Genomic DNA, 25846 nt, shown 5'->3' with positions numbered 1-25846 from the left:
TCAAGTATTGTTTTATATAGATTTGTCCCAGCAAATTCTATCCACTTTAGATTGCTGCCCGATCAGACTCCTGATTAAGCTTATATACCAGTTCCGTCTTATCATTCACCTCAACCTTGCGAAAAATATTTTTCACATGACTCTTCACCGTATCCGTAGAAATAAACAGATCAAACCCAATATACTTATACTGTTTCCCCTGGCTAATCCTGACCGCAATTTCAGCCTCCCGTTTGGTCAACCCATAAAACACACAATTACATTCAAATACCGAAGCCCCACTACCCAACGTATATTTTGCCTCCAGCTGCTCATCCCGGATCCGTTCCCATTTCACGATCCTGGCAATAAACAGTACCGTAATGATCAAAAAACCGGAATTGGTCACCAGCACCTCGATCCACTGAGAGATCTGTAAAAAAGAAAACAAAGTCATACAAACCCAGGGGAATACCGCGGCATATACCCAGAACATTTCCGACTTCCGATAAGGGTAATCCGAAACACTGCGCTGCAAGATCCTCAAACGAATCGCCTTGAGCAAAGCATACAATAGCACCACAGAATAAACCCCAGGTACCAGCATACCATAACTCGTAGCCAGCTCCAGATTACCATATAAAGGATAAAGCAAACAGAAAAAGACCACAAAGGGCATCAGCAGGAAGATTCCTACCCCGTAATAAGCATGAAAACGCAGGCTGTTCAAATTAAAAGCCTTATAAAAATAATAAGGAAAATAAGCCGCCATTAAAAAGCCAGTACCATAGGCAATAATGTTCTGGCTCACCAGTGGCATCCCGTAATCCGGATCAGGAAGCAAACCACCCGCCACATTATATAAAATCAGCAGTAGCAGTAACACCAGGTACCACAAACGGCGTTTATCTTCCGGCCTGGACAGGTAATGTACCAGCTGGTAACAGAACATCCCAAACTCCAGCAAACAAATAACAAAGGTCAATAAGTACATTTCAGAATTAAATACATACATAGGCAAGATATAGTAGTCATCCTCAACAGGAAATAAAACATTATAGCACTACCGGCAAGTACCTTTTTTAAAAAGAACAAGCGGTAACCGAAATCCAGCTCATCATAAACCCGGAAGCCAAACTTTTCATACCAGACCAAGTTGCTGACTACAGAAGTTTCCAGGTAAACAGGCATTCCCGCAAGCTCTGCATCTGCAATGAACTCCCTTAACATCAAAGTACCAATCCCCTGCCGCTGCACCCATGGGTTAACCCCAATAAACCAGAGGTAATAAAAAGGATTATCCCGATGCCGGGCAGCAAGTAATTTCTCCCTGCGTAATACCTGCGATAACCTCAGCAAACCGACAACCCCGAAAACCAAGTTCAAATCCATCCAGAAAACCCGTAAGGAAAACCCTTTCAAATGCGGGTACAACACCAAAGCACAACCTTGTTTCCCTTCAGACAGCCAGACCTCACCGAAACGGAAACAAACCTCAAAAGCATAAGCCATCAAACGCCTCAGGCGCAGTCTCCTTCCTTTACCCGTACCAACCAGATACCCCACACTTAAATTTTCACTAAAGGACAGGCATAGCAACGCCACTACCCTGCCCTTATCCACCCGCTCTGCTTTAATGATCATAGGTAAACCATTTATCTGTAGACTAAACCTTCTCCGCCAGCTTCCAGACCGCAGTGATCACATGACCAATTGCCTTACGGAACTTCTCCCGGTCACGCTCATTGTTGATGTCAATACCAATCACCGTACTTTTATTATTGCTCGCATGCCAGACCATATTGTAAATCCCGCCTAAAACCAAACCAACCACACTGCGAAAATCAATCTCAGAGTCCTTAAAATGAGGATCCGTCAGCGCCATGATCTTCGCTCCTTCCAGCTCCCTTTCATCCGAAACTTCTTTCAATAGAGGATTGGGTTCCGAAACCTGCCATAAGATCAGCTTCTGCATTTCCTTATCTCCAAAAAAGCATTGAAACTGCTCCTGGAAAATGGCGGTAATATATCCCGGCAACTCCTCCTCTTTAGGCGGCTCCCTCAACTGAAATTTTTCAAAGATCGGCCTCCAGAAATCTTTACCCTTGATGTACGTTTTCACCAGGTGATTGTAACTGGTATAATACCAGTAAATCAAGCCCTTGTTGATGTGCGCCCTCAGGCTCACCCTGTTCACCCCCAGTCCCTGGTGCCCGTTTTCTTTCAGAATAGCCCCAACAGCATCCAGTAAGGCCTGTTTTACCGCCTCAGGATCTCTTGATTTATACAGTCTTGGTTTCCTCATTTACATTTCTACAATTTAAGTTTGATTACAATCGCTCAACCGGCGTATCGGCAGCGCCCTGCTGATGTCCTCAAAAGCATTCAGCACCCGGTCTACATGTTCCCGTTTATGGGTCGCCATCAGGCTCATGCGGATCCTGGAATCTTTCTTGGAAACCGCAGGGTACATGATCGGGTTGGCATAAACCCCCGCATGCAGCAAGCGCCTGCTCACCTCATTGGTCAGGGCAATATCCCCGATCTTAACCGGTACAATCGCCGATTGCGTATTGCCAATATCCAGACCCAGGCTGCGCAAACCCGCCGTAAAATAATTTACATTCTCCCAAAGCAAATCCCTCCATTCCGGCTGCTCATCAATCAGTTCAATGGCTTTCAGGATACACATCGAAGCCGGTGTAGCCGTCACCGAAAACAAATGCTGGCGGCTCTGGAACTTCAAATACCTGATCAGCTCAGGATCAGCAATCACATAGCCCCCAAGGTGGCCAAAGGTCTTACTGAAAGTACCGGTAATGATGTCCACCTCCTTATACAAACCCTGCAGCTCAATCACCCCTCTACCGGTCTTGCCAATTACCCCAACCCCATGGGCATCATCCATCACCACATAACCCTCATACTGGTGTACCAGCTTCACGATCTGGTCTAAAAGGGCCAAATCCCCATCCTGAGAATACACCCCATCCACCACCACAAACCGGGTATGGTACTGATCCCTAGATGATTTCAGGATCATCTCCAAATGCTCCAGGTCATTGTGGCGAAAGGTCTTCTGGTTCTTCCCGTTACAACCTTCAAACATACTGGCATGGATCTTCATATCGGTGATCACCAGGTCCTGTGTTCCAAGCAAAGCCAACAAAGTAGCAGAATTGGCCGTATAACCCGTAGTGTAAATGATGGCCGAATCCCGGTTAAAGAATGCAGCAATCTTCTCCTCCAGCTCCCTGTGGAACGAATAATGCCCCCCAATTGCCGGAGAGGCACCTGAACCCGCACCATAATACTGGATGCCGAAACAAGCTGCCTTTTTCACCAGATGGTGCTGAGAAAAACCCAGGTAATCATTAGACACCAGGCTCACATAATCCCGCTTTTCCTTCATAAAAGGAATGCTCAGTTCCACCAGCGGCCCGCCCGAAGAAGTGGTTTCAAAGCGGTAATTCAACCGCTCCTTTTCCTCCAGGTAATCCAGGAATTCATTAAAATACCTCGCCCGCTCAAAGGCACACATTCCAGCCGGATCCTCAAAATCCTTAAACGACGCTTTTTCAAAGTCAATGTTTCGCATATAAATTAAGTTAGTTTTAACTAAGCTAGGGCACCCAGTCTTCCATGGTGGTCAATTCAACCCAACTTTTTTAAAATCATCCTAAAAATCAACTAACCAACAAATAATCAACACCTTAAAAACATACATAACCTTAGCCTTATATTGTATTTTACTTGTCTGTAGAAAATGCGTAAACCGTCTGGGTCTGATACACTTCTCCGGGCCGCAATACCGTAGAAGGGAAATCCGGATGATTCGGGCTGTCCGGAAAATGCTGGGTCTCCAGGCAAAAAGCCGTTCTAAAAAGATCTGGTCCATTTCTCAGCTCATTCTTCCCCTGCATAAAGTTTCCGGAATAAAATTGCAGACCCGGCTGATCGGTATACACCGCCATCACAATTCCAGACTTCTCTCCGCATACCACCGCTGCTGGCATGCTTTTGTTCAGCACATAATTGTGGTCGTAGCCCTTGCCAAAGCGCAATTGTTCATTGGCTTCATTGATGCGTTTGCCAATCGTTTCTGAGCTCCTGAAATCAAAGGGTGTTCCTTTTACCAAAGCCAGCTCCCCGGTAGGGATCAGCGTCCGGTCTACCGGAGTATACCTGTTTGCATTGATCATCAGCTGGTGATCCAAAATACTACCCGAACCATTCAGGTTAAAAAAAGCATGATTGGTCAGGTTCACAATCGTTGGCCTATCGGTTCTGGCCTCATAGCTGATGTGCAGGGCATTTGAGCTCAGCAGCATATAAGTCACTTCAACAGCAAGCTTACCCGGAAAGCCATTGTCCCCATCAAGAGATTCCAGCCTGCAAACCAGTGTCGAATCGTTCAGCTTTTCTAGTGCCCAGTTCTGGTACTGAAAGCCAGTCTTACCCCCATGCAGGGCGTTGATCCCATTGTTGATGCTCAGCTGATAGGGCTCATCACCATCCAGGCTGAACCTGCCTCCAGCAATGCGGTTGCCGTACCTGCCAATAGTAGCACCGAAATAGGGTTCTGTCGACTTGTCATAGTCTACCGGATTCTCAAAACCAACAACAACATCAGTCAGCTTACCGGACTTATCCGGAACTTTTAAACTCATGAGCCTGGCTCCATTGGCGCAGAACTGAGCAATCATGCCCTCTTTATTCTGTATGCTGACCACAGTATGATCAGCAGCCTGCTGTTTTTTGTTGTGACAACTGATGGTCAGCAGTGCAACCCAGATAAGGCTAATCTTTTTTAACGTAATTTTTAGCGTTTTCATGGTATGTAATCTTGTTAATGTTTACTGAAAAAGTGATGGACTGATCCTTTCCTTTAAGGATTTCATCGCCCGGTATTTTAGCTGCCGTACCCGTTCCTTACTCAGTCCAAGCATCCGGGCAATATCCTCTGCCTCCAGCAGCACCTTCCCGCCAAGGCCGTACAGATGTTCCAGGATCAGCTTTTCCCGCTCCGGCAATCCTTCCAAAGCCTCCAGTAATTCTTCTGAAACAGAAGCATCCAGCAAGACCTGATCGGGAGCAAGTGCATTTGGGCAGGACAACAACTCCATTAAGCTGGCTCCTTGCTCCCTTTCAGGTTCCTTATCCAAAGACAGCGTCCAGCCCGAATTACCAATCCCTTCCAATACCTTAGCACTGCTCAATCCTGTATACTCCGCCAATTGTTCCACACTGGGTATACGTTCCAGCATCTGCTCCAGTGCCATACTGGCCTGGTTAATCGATAAAATCGTATTCACCTGGTTTCCCGGCAGTCTTACCATCCGCTGTTTCTGGGTGATCGCATGCATGATGGCCTGGCGTATCCACCACACCGCAAAGGAGATAAACTTAAAACCCTTGCTCGGATCAAAACGCTGCGCTGCTGTCATCAGGCCAATGTTCCCTTCTGCAATCAGGTCGGCCAGGCTCATCCCGCTATGCTGATACTTTTTAGCTACCGAGATCACAAAACGCAGGTTCGCCTTCACCAGTTTATCCAGTGCAGATTTATCTCCCGCCCTGATCTTTTCCCCCAATAGTATTTCCTCGTCAAAAGTCAGCAGCTCAAAGCGGTCCACTTCATGGAAATACCTGTCCAGTACTGCCGTATGCAGGGTAAAACTCGGGTTAATGACCAAGGCTCTCATCGTCTTCTAAAAGCTAATGGGCTAAGCCCAGTTACCCGTTTAAAGTAAGCGCTGAAGCCCGACTGGCTTTTAAAGCCTAGGGTATAACTGATCTCCTTGATGGAAAGCGTCCAGTCCAGTACCATTTTAATCGTTTCCTGCTGCTGGCGGTCTGCCAGCAACTGGTTAATGGAAGCGTCCAGAATCTCTTTCGATAAGCCTTCCAGCACAAAAAGATCCGTCTTTAGCACCGCCGCATAAAACTTCCTGCTCTTTTGTTCCCTGAAATGCTCCTCAATCAGTGTCTCCAGCTTCATCATCAGTTTTACCCTCATCAATTCTTCCGTTGACTGCTTCAGCTGGTAACCGGTTTCAAACATTTCAAAGCTGTCTTGCTTTCTTCTGCTCTGCTGTAACATATTTGTATTTACTTGTATTCATTTTTAAAATAGTTTTTTACTGAAATATTTAGGCGATTCCTGGTAGCCCTGCCTTTCATAAAACCGATGTGCATCAATCCTTTTGCTATTGCAATGCACCTGTATACAGTTACAATTCCGTTCCCTGGCCAGTTGTTCGCAATACGCCTCCAGCTGTTTCCCTATTCCTTTACGTCTTGCCTGCTGCTCTACAGCAAAATAGCCGATCAGGGCCAGGTCATTGCTGACAGCCATCTGCGGCACAAAGCAAACCGCGATAAATGCCAGTACCACACCGTCCTGTTCATACACCAGGCATAGGTGATCGGTATCCTGTGACAGGTAATTTAACTTACAGCCCAGCGCTACCCTATCAGTCGGATATCCCAATTGACTGAGCAACTCCCCGATCTTGGCTACATCTGTTGTCCTTGCTTTTCTGATTCCCATTTCCGCTGATCTTTTCAATTGTCCATTACATCTGCCACGATCACAGCAGGTAACAACAGGCCCTGTTCCACCAGCTTAATTATGCCTTTAAACTCCAATGCTTTTATTCTTTTATATATTTTCAGCGTTTTGCCATCTACAAAATCCACACTGGCAAATAACTGCGCTGTTCTTTCCTTATTGTTTTTCATCACAACCATTTTTAACTTTAAGTTAGGGCCGGACCATCCAATCCAAGCCCTACTAACCAAATTCTAACCCAAAAAACTATCTTTACTGATGTTGATCTACTGCTCCCTGGAACATTCCTTTTTCCTGTTCTGAAAGGTTAGCCCCATATTTCTCCAAATAAACCTTAGCCAGTGGCACGTATGCCTTCCAGTCCTGCTGGTTGTAAAAAGCCACCACCTTTGCCCGTAACAAAATCTCCTCAGCTGGTGCACCAAAAGGCTTAACCCTTGCTTCAATTGCCTCCCAGCTCTGCTTTTCATTCATCATGGGTTCCATCTCGCCTTTAAAGATCATATTCATCATATCAACGGTATACTTACGTTCTCCCAAAACCTTTTTAAAAGCATCCGCCTGGCTAAGCATCAATGCAAAGCCGACATCTTTGGTACTTTTGGTAAAGGCCACTACAGAATTGATGTCTTCTGTAGATAAAGGAGCTTTCATACCAGCTATATAAGCCGACCCTGCCAATGCTGCCCCTGGTTTATCCCCGGCCTGGGTAGCCATCATCGCCATTTTCTTTAAAAAAGGAACGTCACGTTTACCGGCAATGTATTGATCCAGCATCGCGCTATACAAAATCCCCGGCTCCGTCAAATCCGCATTTTTTGTCGTCATTTCCAACGAAGCAAAGCGACGGGAGAGCTCCTGAACAGCGCCTTCAACCTGCAAATCCGGGTTTAAGGCCTTATGGATCAAACGCAGTGTCGCAAATGGAATCTTGATCACCTCCCTGTCATAGGTCATCAGCCCGTTCTGTTCCCCTTCCACATCAAAGGGCTGGGTATAAATAGAACCCGATAAACCCTGCTTTTCAAACAGCTGCAAATGCTGGTTCATGATCTTATATTTCGCCATCAACCCGGCAGGCTTCTCCTGGATGTAACCCCAGGCCGAACCGGTCAGCCACTGGTGATCCGGGATAAACACCCCGATGCCGCCAAATTCACCGCAAACCTGTGCCTTGCCAGGCTGCTTAACCGAATTCATCGGATCCGGATAAGCATGTACATCGGTCATATCCGCATCCACATAAGCATCCGGAGAAGGCGAACGCAACACCTCGTTTACATACAACAGCTCTCCCGAGTGCCCGTTCAGGATCCTAGAAGGGTCAGTTTGTTTTACCCAGTTCGATAACCTTTTTTGATCATATTGTCCCCATTTCTCATTGAACAGCACCCAGCACACCACCGAGGGGTAATTGTGCAGCTGTGCCAGCTCCGCAGCACTTTCCCGTTCAAACTCCGCCTTACTGCCTTCAGGCAAACCCTGGTTCGGGTTCACCAGATCCTGCCACACCAGCATCCCCAGCTTGTCCGCATGGTAATACCAGCGTGCGGGCTCTACCTTAATGTGTTTGCGAATCGTATTGAAACCCATCGCCTTGATCGCCTTAATGTCAAAAGCTAACGCCTCATCGGTTGGGGCGGTATACAAACCATCCGGCCAGAAACCCTGGTCCAGCGTCCCTAAATTGTAATAGGGTTTATTGTTCAAAAATATCCGGTCTACACCAGCAGCATCTTTCCCAATGCTGATCTTCCGCATCCCGAAATAGCTCTTCACCTCATCCACCACCTTACCATTCTTTTTCAACCGCACCACCAAATCATATAAAAAGGGTGAAGCCGGACTCCATAACTTTCCATTTTTAACAGGCAGGGCCAACTCAGAACCGGGGGAACCACTCACCGATCCGGTGCTGACTCCTGCTGCCCAGGCGATGGCTTCTACCTGGAATCCTTCCCCGGCATCCACCTTCAGCCTCAAAATACCTTTATCAATGTCCGGGGTCAGCTTCAGTCCTTTCACGTATGCCTCAGGCACCACCTCCAGCCATACCGTCTGCCAGATCCCCGAACTCGGTGTATAATAAATATTCTGCGGATCCAGCACCTGCTTACCATGCGGACCAATGCCAGCACCGGTTGGGTCAAATACTTTCAGCAGCAACTCATTACTCCCAGCCTTCAGCGCATCGGTAATGTCAAAGCTGAACTCCGAATAACCACCGGTATGCTGTCCTACCTCCCTGCCATTCACATACACCCAACATTGCCAGTCCACCGCACCAAAATGCAGTAAGGTCCGTTCTCCCGGTTTCAAACCAGAAACCTGTACATTCCTTTTGTACCATAAATTCTGCGTCGGCAACAAAGCCTTCTTCACCCCACTCAAAGCTGATTCAATCGGATAGGGCACTAAAATCTGCCCTTCAAAAACAGCCGGTTTTGCCGCATCTTTAACCGTAATGGCATAATCCCATAAACCATTCAAATTCGTCCAGCCTGCCCGCACCATTTGTGGCCGCGGGTATTCCTTCAGCGCATTCGCTGGTGATACCAACTTTGCCCAGCGGCTTTGTATCGCCTCCGGCTGCATCTTATAATTTTGCTGAGCCTGCGCAGCTCCTGCCCAAAAAACAGGCAGGGCAGCAACCAGCATAAGGCATTCTTTCAATGTTTTATACATTTTATATATCTTGGTTTGATGATCTAATTCATTATTTATTTTCCCCTTTAAATGGCTTTGCCCCATCCAGGTATATATTCCCTTTTGCCATAACCGGTAATACCGCATCATCATACACCGCCAAACCATAGCCCAGTAACCTATCTGGGCCATCCATCACATTCATCCGTGGCTGTTGAACAACCTCAACATCCCGCTTTCCCATAAACACATTGTTAAAAAACCGGTTATCGCCGCCTTGAATAGGCTTAATGCCCAGAAAGGCTGTACTATGCGGTTTAAAGTAAGGTGTAGCCCTACTGTCCGGTACCCTGGAAACCAATCCAGCAAATAAATTCCGGCTAAAAGTGCCTCCCTCAGACCAGTCCCTTAAGGAATAAGCCGATAAAAACTGGTTCCCTGAAACCTCATACGGGCCATGGTTCACTTCCATAAAAAGGTCTACAAGGTCATTCTCATAGCATAGATTATCCCGCACAATCGTACCCTGTGCCATCCAGTCCAGCCAAATGCCAATAAAAGCATGGTGCACTTTGTTCCCTGCAATAATCACATCAATGGCGCCATGCAGTTTAATACCCGCCATCTCTGCTCCATAGAAAGAGCGGTTGGTATAAACAGCATACACCTCGTTATCTTCAATCCGGCTGAAAGCAGCTCCAAAACTCCCACAGATCCCCGCTGCCCCGCAATTAAAGATCTTGTTGTTTCTAACCAGGTGAGAGCCAATCGTATCCTTGTTCCAGCCAGCTGCAATTACCCGGTGCACCATTTCGTTGTAATCCACCCCATTGTGTCCGGTCTTTCTATCCTTGCCCAGCGTTAAGCCCACACACTTCGAATCAGAGATCACATTATCTTCAATCACCCAGCCTTTGCTCCAGTTCGTGCCGATTAAACCCACCTGCTCAGCAGTAGGGGCTGCCCATTGGGTAGCCGCCTGGCTCATCTTAAACCCACGAACAGTAAGGTAATTCACACCCGTTTTCCCAGGATAAAAACAGCTTTTGCGCATATTGATCTCTAGCAGTTCCTTATTCGGGTCAGCAGTTCCAAAATTAGCCACAATGGTCGTTGTTCCCTTTTCGTAACTGCAATACCAGGTATTACCTGTTAAAGGTTCCAAAGGATCGATTTCCTCAAAACCTTTACTGTTTAAATAAACAGCCCCGGTATGCAGTTTCCGCGCCCGCGGGAAATACCAGTCCCCTGCAATCAAATCTGTATAAGGATTATATGAACCAAAAAAAGCATTTGGTAAATTCACTTTCCAAACACCATCCTTTACCTTTTTCCAGCCCACAATTACTTCTGATCCTTTGATCTCTACATTTTCACCTGCAGCAGCCTGGTAAGTAATCCGTTTTTCATCACTTTCCCCACCACGCATTAGGCTCACTTCCTCCCGGTAAATACCGGCATGTACAGTAATCACATCACCCGCTACGGCAACACTGGCTGCATGGGCAATGCTGCGAAAAGGTTGAACCATCGTACCCAGATTGCTATCCTTACCTTTTACCGATACATGGTATTCCTTAGCCCGTAGGGGAACCACAGCCCAGAGCATCAAAAGCATAAATCCCGGAATATTTTTATAGTGTATCATTTATATCTTATTTACAATCCATAACCTAGTTTACTCTTCCTTCAAACTTGTATTTACCGGGGCCAACATCTCTGCTTCCTACACCCGGCACCTCCACTACCGCTGTTGTGCTAGGGGGAACCTCCACATCCATCAGCACCCTGGTACTTTCCAACTTCCAGAAAACAGTAATCCTACCATACCTGCTCAGGTAGCTGCCCTTGGCCCAGGTTAAGCCACCTCCCATCTGCGGCCTGATCAGGATCTTTTTGTAACCCGGTTCCAGGGGTGCAATCCCTGCTATATTTTTATACATCCAATCGCCTATCGCCCCATAAGCATAATGGTTAAAGGAATTCATCCCCGGGTTTTGAAAACTGCCATCAGGTTTAATCCCGTCCCAGCGTTCCCATATCGTAGTCGCTCCCATTTTAACCGGGTACAGCCAGCTGGGATAGCTTTCCTGCAACAGCAGGGTATAAGCCACATCCTTATAGCCAAAGCGCGATAAAACGTGGCAGATGTAGGGCGTTCCTAAAAAGCCGGTCGTTAAATGGTTGTTATACTTACGGATGTTCTCTACCAGGTATCCCGCAGCGCTTGCCCGCATACTTTCAGGCAAGAGGTTAAATTGCAAAGCGAGCACATATGCCGTCTGGGTATTGCTCATCAGCCTGCCGCTGCTGGTCACATATTCCTTTACAAAAGCAGCTTTAATCCGGGCCAGTAAGGCCTCATACCTGCTTATATCCTCGGTCTTTACCAGTACTTTTGCCGTATTGATCATCAACTGCGCTGAATGTGCAAAAAAGCATTGTGCAATTAGATATTTGTCGGTGATGGCATCGGTTGGATCATCATCAGTAGTCCGGTAACTCAGCCAGTCCCCGAAATGGTAGCCCTTTGCCCACAAGCCACCAGTACTGTTCTTTTCCATAAAGCCTACCCAGGCTTTCATGCTCCCATACTGTTCTTCCAGTACCTTTCTATCCCCATAGGCCATATACATATTCCAGGGCACCACGGTTGCCACATCTCCCCAGCCGGTAGCGCCACCAAAACCACCGAGGATATCAGGTACTACAGCCGTTACCGCGCCGTCTGCCCGCTGATCGACAGCCACATCTTTCAGCCATTTGCTAAAAAAACGGGATACGTCAAAATTGAAAGCTGCCGTAGCTGAGAATACCTGTGCATCCCCCGTCCAGCCCAGCCGCTCATCCCTTTGCGGGCAATCAGTAGGCACATCCACAAAATTCCCCCTTTGGCTCCAGCTGATGTTGTGCTGCAGTTGGTTTAATAAAGGATTGGAGCATTCAAAAGTTCCCGTAGGCTTCATATCCGAATACAGAGCCACTGCCGTAAAATCTTCAGGCCTCAGCGGCCCGGGATAACCTGTTACTTTAACATAGCGGAAACCGAAAAAAGTAAAATGGGGTTCAAAGCTCTCTTCTCCCTTGCCACTGAGGACATAGGTAGCAGAGGCCTTTGCGGAACGCAAATTATCGGTATAAAAATTACCCGCTTTGTCCAGCACTTCCGCATGTTCTAGGCTAATTACTAAACCCGCAGTGCCCCGGGCTTTTATCCTTACCCAGCCGACTAGGTTCTGTCCAAAGTCGATCACTTGTTCTCCCTTTGGCGTAGTCAATAACTTAACCGGCTTAAACCTTTCCTGTTTGCGTACCGGTTCATTTTCTGTAGGCACTAAATTCGAATAACCATAGTCCTTTTCCTGTACCCCAAACCATGGCCCTACAGCCATGCGTCCGTCAATCATTTCACCTTTATAGAGCTCCGAATACCGGATTGGCCCACCGGCACTTTTCCAGCTCCCATCCGAAAGTACCAGCTCCCTTGTACCATCGGCATAACCCAATTCCATCTGAAACAATAGAGCCTGGGTCTTGCCGTAAAAGTTGTTTTTCTGCTCATAACCAATCACCCCCCTGTACCAACCATCACCCAGGGTAACCTGGATGGTATTGCCCCCTTCTTTCAGTAAGCGGGCAACATCATACACCTGGTATTGCAAACGTTTGGCATAACTCGTCCAACCCGGAGTCAGATAAGCATCTCCTACCCTACTCCCATTGATCTCTGCCTCATACATCCCATGCGAAGTCACATAAACCTTAGCAGAAACCACCTTCTTAGCCAAAACAAAGTCCTTTTTAAAATACTGTGCCGGCCGGCTTACCAAATCTTCTGTATAACCCGCTTCAATCCATTTGGCTTTCCATACCAAGGAAACAGGTACCGCCTGCCGGGCAAGAGCGACAATACCCGACAGGATCAATACCATTAACAAAAAGAGAGGTTGTTTCATCATTGCATAATTCTGTTTTCTTTACTTTCTTCTTTCTTTAACACCCTCGCTACTTCCCATCCTGGCTTTTCAGGAGGGGTGTCGTGAAGCGACGGGGTGGTCTTTTATCCTTTCTCCACGCGTGGAGAAAGGTGGCGCGGAGCGCCGGATAGAGGAAACCCTCTCTGCCACATTCGCGTCATCTCGACGATAGGAGAGATCTGTAAGCACCGTACATTCGCTTACAGGTCTCTCGTCGCTGCGCTTCCCTCGAGATGACGAAAGTTTTAAACTTCTCTCTCATCATTGTTTCTCCGTTAACCGCTTCAGCTTATCTACAAAAGGAATTTTGGAGTATTCATCAATTTTCTTTTGGTCTTCAGGAGTGTTTAACCCTGGACCAGGAGTTTTAATCTCTGTGTCGTACTCGTAACCAGTGTCCAGCCCTTTCCTGGATGCACTAATGCCGCGGGTCATCCAAATCGGTGCTGGAGCACCTTTCAGGTAATGGTCAAAAAACTGGTCCATTCGATGGGTAAAATCAAGTATGTTTTTTTCACTACTCGATAAAAAATGATCTTCTCCATCATACTGTAACAGCCAGGCCTTTTTGCCCATTCTGCGCAAGGCTGTAAACCATTCCATACCCTGCGCAAAATTCACCGCTCCATCATTTTTATTGTGCATAATCAGCAGCGGAGTAGTCACCTTATCTGCGTTAAAAACAGGAGAGTTTTCGATGTACTGATCTGGCCTCTCCCATAAGGATGAACCCATTCTGGTTTGATGGTTCTCATAGAAGAATTGGTTACTTCCTTCTCCTGCATAGGGCTTATCTCCTGTTCTGACAGCTCGTAATCCGCCATAACCACTGACAAAATTAACTTCACCGGCACCAGAGCAGGCTGCTGCAAATAAATGACTATGGGTAACCACATAATTTGTTTCAAAGCCACCCCAACTGTGTCCTTGTAAACCCATGCGCTTTGCCTCCACAAAAGGAAGCCCCATCAGGTGTTTTGCTGCACCAACAATTCTGTTATAAGCGCTTTTCATTGGTTCCCCTATCTTATAATGAATATCTGGGGTAAATACCAGGTAGCCTCTGCTGACATACCAGGGTATATTAAGCGTTGCTTGGGAAAGTCCAGGCGCCCAGAAATTATTCTTTGAGCCAGATAGTTTTTCATAATAATAAAAGATGATGGGGTATTTCTTTTCCGGATCAAAGTTTTCGGGCCTATACAGTACACCCTGCTCATTTTTGCCATCCAGGGTCTTAAAATTGATCAGTTCTGAGCTCAGCCAGTTATAAGCCTGCTCCGGATGGACATCACTTATCGCAGAAAACCGCTTAAAATCCCTGGTGATGAAAAGATTAGGTGCAGCGGCTGTCGAACTTCTTTCCACCAGCCATACCTGCGCATCCCGGGCTTTTAAGGGAGGCATACCCCCATTATTTTTAGATCCTTCGGCATAACCCGCCATAAATACATAAGGGCCCATACTCAACAGTTCTGGATCTTTGCTTTTACTTAGGTTCAGCTGATAAAAGCCGTTATCCTTGGTTGCATTATTAAAAGCGCTTAATAACAAAGGTTTCTTTAAATCAATTTTTTGATCTTTTTTATCGCTAGCCAAACGAAAAGTGATGTTGTTTTTTCGGCCATAATCATGGGTCAGGCTTACTGGGGCTTCAGCACCGCTTACATCGATTTTCCAGATGTCATAGCGGTCATAAATCAATGCTGTATGGTTCGTTAACCATAAGCCAAACTGAAATCCGCGAGAATTTTCGTTAGCTGGCCTGTCTTCACTCGCATCTCCCAATGGGACAGGAAGTTTCCCCGTCAGGTTGACCACTTTGCCGCTGGCTAGTTCATAACTGTGGAAAGACATTCCATCAGAAATACCCCACAACAATACATAATGACCATCCGGAGAACTATAGAATGAGGGCATTGTTGGTACAGGCTTGCGTAGACCTGTCCTGGTATCGATCACAAAATATTCTGGAATGGCATCTTTGTTCCAGTTGTATTCAGTGCCAAAATTACCTCCATTGCTCCGAGTCACCGACCAAAAATGACCTGGAAGTTTGAAGCATTGTTCCCCTGCATTGATCAGCCGATTTAACTTTTTGGTGCGGATATCCAGCATGGCTTCGGTCCGTTGTTCGTCCTCCTTCTTCTTCAGGGAGCTCAGTTGCTGGGATTGTAACAAGACATCTGTATAACTCCAGACATCTACCTGCACGCAGTCGCCATCCGCAGCTTTGCTGCTTTGCTTTTGGATAATACTGCAAAACAACAGGCGGCCATCTTCACTGAATTTAGGTTGGTAGCCCAGTACTAATGCCTCATCAGGCTCCAGCTGGTTTGACAGGAGGAGTATTTCTGCTTTCTTCATACCATGCTGGTACTGCCAGATATTTTTTTGCTTTTGCTGATTCTCCGATTCAAAGGCCAGCTGTTTGCCTGTCCAGTCCATCACCGTTTTTAACAGGCTCTCACCGCTCCATATTTCCTGTTGCTGTCCTGTTAGCCGGTCTACCCGGGTTATGGTAATCCCAGCATTAAGGGCATCCTTTCGCTGCAGTAGCATTACCTGCCCATTTTCACTCAGCTGGTAGGTATCCACATCTCTATAGGTCGCTATTTTACTGCTCGCCAGCTCCAGGACCTTTAATGCACGGTCTGTCGTTTTTAACAGCAGCACCTTTCTATCCTTACTCAGGGTATAAAGCTCAATCCCAGTATATTTTTGAGTTTTACCGCTTTGGCTATCCCTTAAGCTCAGTGTATGCTCCGCATCAGTTTGCAAGTACAGCAGTTGTTCGACTTTTCTGTTAAGCAGTAATTCAAAGGACGAGACTTTAGTAATAGTCTCTACCGCAAATTTGCCCAAGGTCAAGATCAGCAGACTATCCCCTTTTTTACAGATCAGCTTTCTACTGTCCTGTGTAAATATGGCCGATTCCCCTCCAATGAACCGTTGCTCTGCTCCACCTGCCACTGCTTTGACCACCAGGGTATTACTCTTGTAAGGCTGGTTAACAATATTGTAAACAGCAAACTTTCCATTGTTCGAAATCGCAGGGTTATCCACACGCGTCCAACAATTAATCCCGGCCGTATCAATGGCTGGCTTTTGGGCATAAGCCCATTCAAAACTGAACAGAGCCAATAGCCCGATTAAGATATATTTCATTTGTATCACGATTACTGTTCAGATTTCACCAGGTCGCTAAACCCGACTTCATTTTTTTTATGGTTTCAGAATATTCGCCAGCATCAGCACCCTTAAACATATCCACAACCATTTGCTCGATTTCAATGGCCTGTTGAACCCTGCCCAGTTTATACAACAAATTCGCTTTGGTATCTAAACGGGTATCACTTAATGGATTGTCAAGTTTCAAGCTTAATTCACTCCAGATTAAGGCATGCTGAAGTACAGTTTTATCAGTACAATGCAGAAAAACATCCCAAGCAGTTGCGTTCAGGTTCCAGGCATCAGTGCCCATTCCACCACCGGGTTTAGGGGGATATGTTTTCATTGCTTGGTTTTTTGAACGGGCAAATTCAGACCAGTTTCCAATTCGACGGTAAAAACCGGGTTTGTAATCTGTCACCATTTTCTTTGCCAGCTCAGCCCCATATTTCTTACTGATATTCTGAACCAATTTATTCCAGTCGGGTGTTTTTGTCAAAACCACAGTATCTTTCCAGAGTTTATCATCCAGTTCCTCTTTAATAATAGCCCAATCAACAAACGATTTCGACATACCTGGATACATCATGCTGTCAACTTTTTTAGGCTGCGAAGTAAATAGTTTAAAAAAAAGATCCGATGATTTCAGTAACTCATAATTAACCTGGATAAACGAAAAATTTTCTTTTGTAAGCAATTGCGATTCATTCAAATGGTCCAGATAATTTGTTTTATAGTCTTTTGCTATGGTCTTTGCCATTTCCTTGTCCGCTAGCATATCCTTAACAAAGGCAGATAGCTTTGGCAGTACAGCATAGTCTCTTTTACCATTTTTATAGGCTTCCAGCTGCCGATACAATTGCGTTTCAGGCCGTAGAGCATCTTTGGCCATGGCCAAAAAATCGGCTATGTTTTTGCCGCCCAATCCCCGGTGTACCAGTTCCCCCTCCAACGAGAAGAACAGAAAACTCGGATAAGCCGTTATCTTGTACTTCTGGTCAATCAGCTTCGCATCGGCATACCATTTTTTAACCGCTTCCTCGTCTTTCGGGGTCTGGTCCATTTGTACTTTTACACAGATGAAGTCTTTGTTTAGGGCTTCGCCAACTTTCTGATCGGGGTAAATGTCTTTCTCCATGGCTTTACAAGGGCCACACCAAGTGGTGAAGACATCCAGGAAGATGAACTTGTTTTCTGACCTGGCTTTTTCTTTTATTTGCTGCCAGGATAGGTTGTTTTCAAATTTGACCCCCTGGGCTTGTGTTAACAGAGCTAAGGATAGCAGCGTTAGGGTTAATAGTGATTTTTTCATTGTAATTCAGTTTATTTATGTGTTGATTTTATTTAATAATTGTTTATGGTTGTTTTTCTCCTCATCGTCATTTCGAAATGAGGCACGATTGAGAAGTCTCTTGTTCATGTACAGTTCAAGAGATTTCTCGTCGCTGCGCTCACTCGAAATGACGGGGGAGACAAGATGTTAGAGAACTTTTTTTGCAAAGGCTACCCAACTCTCCCCCTTTTTTCAAGGGGGAGGTCAGGAGGGGGTAAATGAAACATAGCATATTTCACCTCCCCTTAATCCCATCCTTATTTTAAGGAGGGGAGAATAAACCGGTAATTATTCTAGCGTATCACTTTCAGTACCCAGGATTTTGGTGGCCTTTTAAACTTGGGTTTAAATTGATCTCTGCTTGTGCTATTGGCATCAGGGCTTTGTATGGTGCCCAAACGCCCCCCTTTTCAGGGCAGACCACACTCATCACTTCGTCAATCTTTCCAAAGCGCTGCAGGTCAAACCAGCGGTGGCAGCTTTCGGTAAAAAGCTCGGACCGCCGTTCTCTTAAGATCGCATCCAGCATTTCTGTTTGGTTGGATGCAGTAGTGCCGGCAAGCCCTGCCCGCTGGCGAATCAGGTTCAGGTCGCTTTCGGCACTGTTAGCTCCAAGGATCTTCCCTTGTCTGGCTCTGGCCTCTGCCCTAATCAGGTACTGTTCCCCAAGTCGCAATACCATCGCATATTCCTGCGGATCGGCAATTTTCAGCCCGATCTTATACTTGTAAGGGAAATAATAAACAGGCCCGCCTACTGCCTGTTGTATACTGCCCATCCATTTGCTTTTCCGCTGGTCTCCAATCTCAAAGTCGTCCAATACATGTTTGCTCAAATATACCGTCCAGCTGCTCGAAGGAGGATCTGAAAGCACATAAGTCTGCCCTTCATAGGTATTGGACTGCACTCCATTATTTACCGATGGCAATGACCAGATCGTTTCCCTACTGTTCTTTTTGAACACTTCATCCAGCGCTACCCCGGTCATGTCGTACAGAGCAGTATGGGCAATCACTTTAGAGGCTTCCTGTTCTGCCAGTTCATTGCTGTTCATGTACAGGTAAACCCTGGCTAGCAAGGCTGTAGCTGCCCACTTGGTAGGGCGTACCCGTTCTGTAGTTGTAGCCTGCAGGCTTGCCCCCGGGTAATCGTTAGCCAGTAAGTCCTGTGCCTCTTTTAAATCGTTCACCACCTGCTCATATACCTTGGCCCGAGCCGTCCGGGAAATTAAACGGTTGACAGTATAATCCGTACCCAATACCAGAGGCACATCCCCGAACAGATTAGCTAGGTAAAAGTGAAAATAGGCACGCATAAATTTAGCTTCACCCAAGAGTTGCTGTTTAACCACCGGCGTTAAGGAAATGCTCAAATTCAGGCCTTCAATAGCCTGGTTGCACACAAAAATCATTTTATATTCATCGGTCCAGAAATCGTATGTTCTACCGGGGTTCATGGCCTGCAAGTTATTTTGAAAATGCCTATTACGGCTATCATCATTGTTCACATAAAGCTGAAGTTCATCTGCAGAAAGCCCCATATAAATTGGCATAACCGCATTCCGAAACGGATCACCAATTTGCACATATAAATTGGTCAATACGCCTATAGCGGTGTCATCTGTACTGTAAACATTAGTCTGGGTAACCGAATTAATTGGAGGATCTATGCTCAGGAGTTTCTTACAGCTGCACAACATACCTGAAGACAGCAGCATGCATAATAGGGCTATAAGATAAGGCCTGCGGTTGTTATTTAAATTATTCATCATAATCTTGTTTAAAAGGTTAATTGAACGCCCATGGTCATCAGCCGGAGCGGGGGCAATGCCGAATCACCGGTTTCAGGATCAAGGCCCTTATAGCGCGTAATGGTCAGCAGGTTCTGCCCCTGCATAAAGATCCTTGCCTGTTGTATACGCAGCTTGTCCATCCAAGGCTTTGGAAACTGACAGGATAGAGAAACATTCCTAAGCCGGATAAAAGATGCATCCTGAACGAATTTACTACTAACTCCTAGGAGAACATAATCATCAGGAAACGGAGCCGTACCATACTTCCTGGTCTCTGCTTGATCGCCCCTAGCTCTCCAGGGATTGTTCAGCGCATCAACCCATTGATTGCCCTGTCCATCACCACCAGAGAATCCAGGAGATAAAAACCCTCCAGTCGTCCCTCCTATTTTAGTTTGTTTATTAAAACTCAACAAAAAATACAGGCTCCATCCTTTATAGCGCAAAGTATTGCTCAGCCCACCATAAAACCGGGGATCCAGATTTGCCACACCGGTATAATCTTCAGGATAAGAAAGGTTACCCGAACTCAAGGAGCCATCCGCTTTGCGAAAGCGGTATAAACCAGTAGCTGGGTCGACTCCTTCATAAGGAACGTATAACCCTGACTTTACAGACAGCCGCTGCCCAACCACCAGCTGATTTGCATAGCTCGAGGTTTCCAGATCTGGAAAGGCAATCAGTTTATTCCGGGGGATGCTGAGGTTAAAGGAACTGCTCCAGGTAAAAGCACGGCTTTGGATATTGACTGTGTTCAGTTCCAGCTCTATACCTGAATTCTGTACCACTGCCGGGAAGTTCAGGTCTACCCCTCCAAAGCCGGCAGTTGCCGGCAAGGCATAACTGAGCAACTGGTTGCTGCTCCGGTTCCGATAAAAGTTTACATTTATCAAAACCCTGTCTTTGGCAAAGCCAAGATCCAGCCCTACATTCAATTTCCTGGTTTCTTCCCATTGCAAATAAGGATTGGATATTCTGCTGGGATAAGAACTTACAATTCCCTGGTAGGGTACTGCTGCAGAAACACTTTCATAAGCAGACAAAAACCGGTAATTTCCTATCCCGTCATTACCAGTGGTCCCATAACTGGCCCTTAGTTTGCCAAAACTTAACCAGCTTAAGCTATTTTTCAGGAATTCCGCCTTGCTGAATACCCAGCCTATAGCTAAATTGCCAAAATTGTGAAACTGGTTTTCTGCACCAAAACGCGAACTACCATCCCGGCGGATGCTCAGTTCAGCCAGGTACTGGTCCTGCCAATTGTAACCGGCCACCCCAAAAAGCGCATTGTAGCGGTATTGACTCGCAGCCGTAGTAGATGCAAATTTAAAAGGAGCCGCACTGATGTTCTCCAGTATCAGGTCGCTGCTGTATCCATACCCTGTCAATTGCTGGCCAAAAGTTTTATTTCCCTGGAGTTCTGCAGCAATCAGCAAACTGAGCAGCCCTTTTCCAACTTGTCCTTTATAGCTCAGCTGGGGCGAAATAGAATAACTCTGGTTGCTGTTGTAACTGAATATTGAACTCCTACTATATACATTCCTATATTCCGGTGGGGTAACCTCTTGGTAGTTTAATAATTTATTTTCTGAATTTAAACGGGTATAGCCAAAGACGGTTTTCAGCGTTAAACCTTCCATCAATTCATAACCCAGGCTCAAATTGCTGTTCAGCCCCGATGTCTTCGAAACAAATTTACTGTTCAGATAACGAAGTGGGTTAAACCAGGTTGAGATGGTATTGATTCCCGATTGAATCGGTTCCCAGTTCAGTTTGCCATCAGCCGTATACAGCGCGGGAGCATTCGGCACTAAATGAAGGGCATCATTCATTAAATTCCTATTTATAATATTATTGTCATCCAGCTGGTAACCTGCCGAAAAATTGATCCGGAAACGCTGATTGGCCGAGGTATTGCCCAGGTTGAGCAGTAAACTGCCGTTCTGGTCTGCAAAATCATCCGGTATCACGGCTGTTTGCCGCTTATAGGTTCCTCCCAAAAGGAAAGTGGTATTACCACTGCCCCCGGAAATGTTGCCGTTTAAACTGGTGTAATGTGCAGTACCACCGACCAAAACCTTCTGCCAGTCGGTATACCGGTCCTGATCGTATACCGTCAGGTCATAATTAGAGGGATCCGGGATTGTGCTGCTATTGGGTACAGGGAGTCCGTCATTTTTAAAAGCCTCTTTCCTCATGGCCAAGTATTGCTGTGTATTCAGTAGATCGGCCTTGCGGCTTACCTGGCCTATGCCCTGCTGCAGGTTCAGGTCTATTTTAGATGCACCTGCCTTACCTTTTTTAGTGGTGATAAGAATAGCCCCATTGGCCGCACGGGAGCCATAAATGGACGTAGCTGCAGCATCTTTTAAAATGTCTATGGATTCAATACTTAAGGGGTCTATAAAATTTAAGGGTTTAGCACCCCCAATTAATTGATTGCCAATATCGCCATTGCTCAAATCTGAAAAATAAGGCACCCCGTCTATCACGTATAAGGGATCATTGCCATTATCAATGCTATTTTGGCCCTGTATCTGTACCTTAACCCCACTCCCCGCATAACCATTTTGCTGTGTGATCACAATCCCCGGTACCCTTCCCTGTATCGCCAACAGCACATTCTGTACCGGTGATTTGACAATATCTTCTGCTTTCACCGTCGCAATATTCGCTAAACTCAAACGCTTAGTGGTGCTGGTATAAGCCTGGATCTCTACCACATCCAAGGCTGAGCTGCTCTGGTTCAGCACAATATTGTTAAAGTCTTTGTTCACTGCCACTTCCCTAGTTAAATAGCCCAGGTAAGAAATCACCAGCACGGCTCCTTCATCCACCTTGGGCAAGTAAAAATCACCATTGGCCGAAGTCACTACCGCCCCCTTACCATTCTTTACCCGCACATTGGCCCCGGCAAGGCCATTGCCCAGCGTGTCTACTACACGGCCCCGCACATCTATCGCCTGAAACCGGGCAATGACCGTTTCCAGGTAGGATTTTTTCTTTTCTTTGATGATCACCGTCTTACTGTCTATTGCGAATACAAGCGGCTGGTCTTTAAATACCTCATCCAGTACCAGTTCTAGCGGAACCTCTTTTACATTAATATTTACAGGTTTTGACTTACTGATTTGTAAATCAGTGTACACAAAATTAAATCCCGTTTGCCTGCGCAGTTCTTTTAAAACCAGCTCCAGCTCTGCATTGGATTTAGACAAAGTGACTTTCTGTGCAAGGCCAGCAGCGCTGACTTGCATTAGGGACGCTATCAATATGACGGTGGTTAATCGCATAATTAGCAGGATTTTATGGATGCACCTTTCTGGTACACCACGTTTTATGGAATACTTTTTATACATTTGCCTTGTTCAGTTTATCAGCATGCCTTTTGCTTCGAAGTTCTGGGCAGCTGAGCTTTAGTTGATTTATTTAACGGAAGCTGGATTAAACCGGGAATGCGCAAACATCCCCGGTTTTGTTTTTCTTATGAACCACTTCCCCAGCCCATAAGCTTTAACATCAGACTCGTATTTCTTTTATCATCCTGTTACATTTAAATGAATAATCCTGTTAACTCTATTTCAATAGGAGATAAAAGCGTTAATGATATGAACATTTCAATTGATTACTTTGAAACGTAAATTTTCTTCCCTTCAATTTTAAACCGGACACTTCCCGTAGACTGTAATATGTTGAGCACTTTGGCAATATTGTCAAAGCGGGAAACCGCTCCCCTAAATTTCTCCTGAGGCATTTCCCCCTGGTAAACCACCTGCACATCATACCAGCGTTCCAGCATTTTCATCACCGTTTCAATCCGCTCATTTGCAAACACAAAATTGTTATCCTTCCAGGCCACCGCCAGCTCCGTATCCACCCTGTTCAGTACAATTTTACCATCAGCAGCATTTACCGCCTCACAACCGGGAACAAGTAACTGCGTTGCCGTCCCCTCAGAAACCCGCACACTTCCTTCCAGCAAAGTCGTTTTAATCACCGGCTCATCTGCATAGGCATTTACATTAAAATGGGTCCCCAATACCGTTACCCGCTGCTTTCTGCTTTCCACTACAAAGGGATGCGCCTTATCTTTCGCGATCTCAAAATATGCTTCCCCCTCAAGTGTTACTTTCCGCAGTCCGCCTTCATTGAGACTGGCAGGATAAGTCAGGCTTGACGCTGCATTCAGCCATACCAAAGAACCATCAGGCAAGCGTAACTGGTAGGTTTCCCCTTTGGCAGTGGTTAATGTATTCATTTTGTTAGCGTCATCCTGAACTTGTTTCAGGATCTCATAGACTACTTGGCCATCAGCAGTTTTAGAAATTACCACCCCGGCCTCTTTAGCCAACTCCCCGTTTTGTGCATCCGCCAGTGTAATTTTTTTTCCATTTGCCAAAATCAGTGTAGCTCCTTGTTTACCTGGCCTGATACCAGCCTGATCAGCAATTTCTGTTATCTGAACATTCGATCTCCACTGAGAGGTATAAAAATAAAGTCCGATACTTAGTACCCCAACTACAGAAGCCGCAGCGATAATCAGCGGCCATTTAAAATTTCTTTTTCCTACCGGTCTTCCCGGTTTACCATCAATAACTGCAATCACTTTTTTGATCTTACGCAATACCAGCGCCCTTCTTTCAGGCTCATCATCTTCAAGATTGCTCATTTCCAGTTCAGCTTCCAGTAAACTGATTAGCTCAGGATCATCTTGTCGCCGTGCTATCAAGCGAAACATTTCCCTCACTTCCTCTTCAGAGGCTTCCGCATTACTGAACCTGCGGTATAAAATTTCAATATGAGATGGATTTTCGGCCATTATGATGTATTTATTGTTAACTGATTATTATCCTAATGTTTATGGATAAGAGTATCCTAAAAGGAAGTATAACTATTCAGTAAAAAAAATAAATCACAACTTGCTGTCTGACAGCAAAATAATTATTGATAAGGTCAGCAGATTTGCGCGTTTGTCCAGCACTTCACGTACATGCTGCATCGCATGACCAAGCTGATTGTTCACCGTACTTGAAGAAATTCCAAGCCTTTCTGCAATCTGTTTATGGCTAAGCCCCTCATTGCGGCTCAGCTCCCAGATCAGGCGGCGTTGTTCCGGTAATTGCGATACCGCAAGCTCAATGACCCTGGCGCTCTCCTCTACTATCAGTTGCTCCTCTGTCTCATTGGTATAATCCGGAAAAGCCGAAGCCATTTTATCTACCAGCTTCTGGTTATTGGAAATTTTCCTTAAATAGGCAAGGGTCTTATTGGCTGCAATGTTAAAAAGGTACGTTGTAGGGTACTGAACATTCTCCAGCAAATGGCGGTTGATCCACAACTGCACAAAAATGTCCTGAATGATTTCTTCGGTCAGACTCCGCGAACGAACCTTCTTATCTACAAAAGGAAACAGACGCTGGGCATAGTGATTATAGATTACTTCAAAGCAATGTTCATCACCCATCGCTACCCCTGCAAAGAGTTCAGCTTCGTTGATCAGTCTATGTATTGCTTTTCCCATTTTCCCAACTTAATGCACTGCATTACAGCTATTTTAAATTTACCTAAAAATACATTATCACGCAATATTCAAATTATTATTTGAAATTATCCAAGGGTGGTCAATTCACAAAATCGCTACTCTCGAAATTGACCATTTGGTAAGATCGAAAACGATAGCGGAACCGACGTTTTTGAAATTTTAAAAAATTTTCAAAAAAATCTAATATAGAATGGATATCGATTGATGTATCAATTTTCATATCTCGCTGATTTATGCGAGCCTAGTTTTATGGTAAGACAGGCAGGGCCCTACTTACCACCGCTTCTTAGTTGACAGCCAAGACATGGATTTACAGTAAGGCCCATACCTGTCTTAAGCGCAAAGATATACACTTTAAGTTGATATGGGCATTAGTTCTTACTGCCTCGCGTCATGGCTGTCAAACTTATCGCGACGAGACTCTTTGAATTAATACCTCTTAATGAGGAAACTTTATTTTATTCACAACTATTTTAATCCATTAACCTTATGTTTACAATAAATCAAATATATGACACCTGTGTCATATATGCAAAAAATCTTTTGCATTGCTTAGTGGTGATTTATGAAAGAGTCACTTTTAACACCAATAGAGCAGTATATCGTAGATTTTGTTACAAAGTTAAGGATGGATAATGGCCTTAACCAGGCAGACATTGGTTTCGTAATCGGTGTCGGACAATCTTTTGTTGCTAACATTGAAAATCCAAATAAGAGAGCGAAATACAATGTGAACCACATTAACAAACTGGCAGATCATTTTGGATTGTCTCCTAAGGACTTTATGCCAGAAAAGGCACTCAGGTAAATAAGCATTTTCCTTAAAAACCGG

The 25846-nt window shown here is 45.5% G+C and carries 19 protein-coding genes; 1 reads left to right on the top strand and 18 read right to left on the bottom strand.

Going from position 1 to position 25846, the window contains the following annotated elements:
• Nucleotides 1-46: 46 nt before the first annotated feature.
• From P0Y49_04630 to P0Y49_04545, 18 genes are all read right to left on the bottom strand, one after another.
• On the bottom strand, nt 47-994 hold the full coding sequence (locus P0Y49_04630) for a helix-turn-helix transcriptional regulator (protein ID WEK20423.1): 948 nt from the start codon (nt 992-994) through the stop codon (nt 47-49).
• Entirely contained in the window at nt 961-1623 is a 663-nt protein-coding gene (locus tag P0Y49_04625; GenBank protein WEK20422.1) for a GNAT family N-acetyltransferase, read from the bottom strand. Before P0Y49_04625 ends, P0Y49_04630 begins: the two co-directional genes overlap by 34 nt.
• Before the next feature lie 22 nt (nt 1624-1645).
• A complete protein-coding gene (locus P0Y49_04620; GenBank protein ID WEK20421.1) occupies nt 1646-2284 on the bottom strand; it encodes a TetR/AcrR family transcriptional regulator in 639 nt (212 codons plus the stop codon).
• A 15-nt stretch (nt 2285-2299) separates the two neighbouring features.
• A complete protein-coding gene (locus tag P0Y49_04615) occupies nt 2300-3577 on the bottom strand; it encodes an aminotransferase class I/II-fold pyridoxal phosphate-dependent enzyme (protein WEK20420.1) in 1278 nt (425 codons plus the stop codon).
• Nucleotides 3578-3728: 151 nt separating this feature from the next.
• Nucleotides 3729-4814, bottom strand: coding sequence for a galactose mutarotase (locus tag P0Y49_04610; GenBank protein ID WEK20419.1), 1086 nt, complete (start codon nt 4812-4814; stop codon nt 3729-3731).
• Nucleotides 4815-4835: 21 nt separating this feature from the next.
• Entirely contained in the window at nt 4836-5684 is an 849-nt protein-coding gene (locus tag P0Y49_04605; protein WEK20418.1) for an RNA polymerase sigma factor RpoD/SigA, read from the bottom strand.
• Nucleotides 5681-6082, bottom strand: a complete 402-nt coding sequence (locus P0Y49_04600; GenBank protein ID WEK20417.1) for a helix-turn-helix domain-containing protein — start codon at nt 6080-6082, stop codon at nt 5681-5683. The genes P0Y49_04605 and P0Y49_04600 overlap by 4 nt, the downstream gene beginning before the upstream one ends.
• A 24-nt stretch (nt 6083-6106) precedes the next feature.
• Complete coding sequence (locus P0Y49_04595) at nt 6107-6532, bottom strand: GNAT family N-acetyltransferase (protein ID WEK20416.1); 426 nt, start codon at nt 6530-6532, stop codon at nt 6107-6109.
• 14 nt (nt 6533-6546) lie between these two features.
• Nucleotides 6547-6723, bottom strand: a complete 177-nt coding sequence (locus tag P0Y49_04590; GenBank protein ID WEK20415.1) for a hypothetical protein — start codon at nt 6721-6723, stop codon at nt 6547-6549.
• Between the two features lie 82 nt (nt 6724-6805).
• Nucleotides 6806-9238 carry a glycoside hydrolase family 2 TIM barrel-domain containing protein gene (locus P0Y49_04585; protein ID WEK20414.1) on the bottom strand — a complete coding sequence of 811 codons (2433 nt, stop codon included), beginning with the start codon at nt 9236-9238 and terminating at the stop codon, nt 6806-6808.
• Between the two features lie 31 nt (nt 9239-9269).
• The gene (locus P0Y49_04580) at nt 9270-10847 is read right to left on the bottom strand and encodes a right-handed parallel beta-helix repeat-containing protein (protein WEK20413.1); all 1578 of its coding nucleotides are present in this window, start codon (nt 10845-10847) and stop codon (nt 9270-9272) included.
• Nucleotides 10848-10872: 25 nt separating this feature from the next.
• Nucleotides 10873-13158 carry a family 78 glycoside hydrolase catalytic domain gene (locus P0Y49_04575; GenBank protein WEK20412.1) on the bottom strand — a complete coding sequence of 762 codons (2286 nt, stop codon included), beginning with the start codon at nt 13156-13158 and terminating at the stop codon, nt 10873-10875.
• 279 nt (nt 13159-13437) lie between these two features.
• Nucleotides 13438-16344, bottom strand: a complete 2907-nt coding sequence (locus P0Y49_04570) for a prolyl oligopeptidase family serine peptidase (GenBank protein ID WEK20411.1) — start codon at nt 16342-16344, stop codon at nt 13438-13440.
• 25 nt (nt 16345-16369) lie between these two features.
• Nucleotides 16370-17659 (bottom strand): DUF255 domain-containing protein, encoded by a 1290-nt coding sequence (locus P0Y49_04565; protein WEK20410.1) that lies wholly within the window; start codon nt 17657-17659, stop codon nt 16370-16372.
• A 328-nt stretch (nt 17660-17987) separates the two neighbouring features.
• Nucleotides 17988-19451, bottom strand: a complete 1464-nt coding sequence (locus P0Y49_04560) for a RagB/SusD family nutrient uptake outer membrane protein (GenBank protein WEK20409.1) — start codon at nt 19449-19451, stop codon at nt 17988-17990.
• Nucleotides 19452-19459: 8 nt separating this feature from the next.
• Nucleotides 19460-22831, bottom strand: a complete 3372-nt coding sequence (locus P0Y49_04555; protein WEK20408.1) for a SusC/RagA family TonB-linked outer membrane protein — start codon at nt 22829-22831, stop codon at nt 19460-19462.
• Between the two features lie 266 nt (nt 22832-23097).
• Nucleotides 23098-24291: a DUF4974 domain-containing protein gene (locus tag P0Y49_04550; GenBank protein WEK20407.1), complete on the bottom strand. Its 1194-nt coding sequence runs from the start codon at nt 24289-24291 to the stop codon at nt 23098-23100.
• Nucleotides 24292-24384: 93 nt separating this feature from the next.
• Nucleotides 24385-24993, bottom strand: coding sequence for an RNA polymerase sigma-70 factor (locus tag P0Y49_04545; GenBank protein ID WEK20406.1), 609 nt, complete (start codon nt 24991-24993; stop codon nt 24385-24387).
• 586 nt (nt 24994-25579) lie between these two features.
• Here P0Y49_04545 and P0Y49_04540 point away from each other — a divergent pair.
• A complete protein-coding gene (locus tag P0Y49_04540; GenBank protein ID WEK20405.1) occupies nt 25580-25822 on the top strand; it encodes a helix-turn-helix transcriptional regulator in 243 nt (80 codons plus the stop codon).
• The last annotated feature ends 24 nt before the right edge of the window (nt 25823-25846 follow it).

The organism is Candidatus Pedobacter colombiensis (assembly GCA_029202485.1).
GTDB lineage: Bacteria > Bacteroidota > Bacteroidia > Sphingobacteriales > Sphingobacteriaceae > Pedobacter > Pedobacter colombiensis.
This window is presented reverse-complemented; position numbering and strand designations above follow the sequence as displayed.

What these genes read in the sequence shown, in the direction of transcription:
- P0Y49_04605 (WEK20418.1), bottom strand. Translation starts at nt 5,684, where the DNA reads ATGAGAGCCTTGGTCATTAACCCGAGTTTTACCCTGCATACGGCAGTA.
- P0Y49_04610 (WEK20419.1), bottom strand. Translation starts at nt 4,814, where the DNA reads ATGAAAACGCTAAAAATTACGTTAAAAAAGATTAGCCTTATCTGGGTT.
- P0Y49_04600 (WEK20417.1), bottom strand. Translation starts at nt 6,082, where the DNA reads ATGTTACAGCAGAGCAGAAGAAAGCAAGACAGCTTTGAAATGTTTGAA.
- P0Y49_04585 (WEK20414.1), bottom strand. Translation starts at nt 9,238, where the DNA reads ATGTATAAAACATTGAAAGAATGCCTTATGCTGGTTGCTGCCCTGCCT.
- P0Y49_04580 (WEK20413.1), bottom strand. Translation starts at nt 10,847, where the DNA reads ATGATACACTATAAAAATATTCCGGGATTTATGCTTTTGATGCTCTGG.
- P0Y49_04570 (WEK20411.1), bottom strand. Translation starts at nt 16,344, where the DNA reads ATGAAATATATCTTAATCGGGCTATTGGCTCTGTTCAGTTTTGAATGG.
- P0Y49_04545 (WEK20406.1), bottom strand. Translation starts at nt 24,993, where the DNA reads ATGGGAAAAGCAATACATAGACTGATCAACGAAGCTGAACTCTTTGCA.
- P0Y49_04565 (WEK20410.1), bottom strand. Translation starts at nt 17,659, where the DNA reads ATGAAAAAATCACTATTAACCCTAACGCTGCTATCCTTAGCTCTGTTA.
- P0Y49_04590 (WEK20415.1), bottom strand. Translation starts at nt 6,723, where the DNA reads ATGAAAAACAATAAGGAAAGAACAGCGCAGTTATTTGCCAGTGTGGAT.
- P0Y49_04595 (WEK20416.1), bottom strand. Translation starts at nt 6,532, where the DNA reads ATGGGAATCAGAAAAGCAAGGACAACAGATGTAGCCAAGATCGGGGAG.
- P0Y49_04560 (WEK20409.1), bottom strand. Translation starts at nt 19,451, where the DNA reads ATGATGAATAATTTAAATAACAACCGCAGGCCTTATCTTATAGCCCTA.
- P0Y49_04575 (WEK20412.1), bottom strand. Translation starts at nt 13,158, where the DNA reads ATGATGAAACAACCTCTCTTTTTGTTAATGGTATTGATCCTGTCGGGT.
- P0Y49_04615 (WEK20420.1), bottom strand. Translation starts at nt 3,577, where the DNA reads ATGCGAAACATTGACTTTGAAAAAGCGTCGTTTAAGGATTTTGAGGAT.
- P0Y49_04550 (WEK20407.1), bottom strand. Translation starts at nt 24,291, where the DNA reads ATGGCCGAAAATCCATCTCATATTGAAATTTTATACCGCAGGTTCAGT.
- P0Y49_04620 (WEK20421.1), bottom strand. Translation starts at nt 2,284, where the DNA reads ATGAGGAAACCAAGACTGTATAAATCAAGAGATCCTGAGGCGGTAAAA.
- P0Y49_04630 (WEK20423.1), bottom strand. Translation starts at nt 994, where the DNA reads ATGTATGTATTTAATTCTGAAATGTACTTATTGACCTTTGTTATTTGT.
- P0Y49_04540 (WEK20405.1), top strand. Translation starts at nt 25,580, where the DNA reads ATGAAAGAGTCACTTTTAACACCAATAGAGCAGTATATCGTAGATTTT.
- P0Y49_04625 (WEK20422.1), bottom strand. Translation starts at nt 1,623, where the DNA reads ATGATCATTAAAGCAGAGCGGGTGGATAAGGGCAGGGTAGTGGCGTTG.
- P0Y49_04555 (WEK20408.1), bottom strand. Translation starts at nt 22,831, where the DNA reads ATGTATAAAAAGTATTCCATAAAACGTGGTGTACCAGAAAGGTGCATC.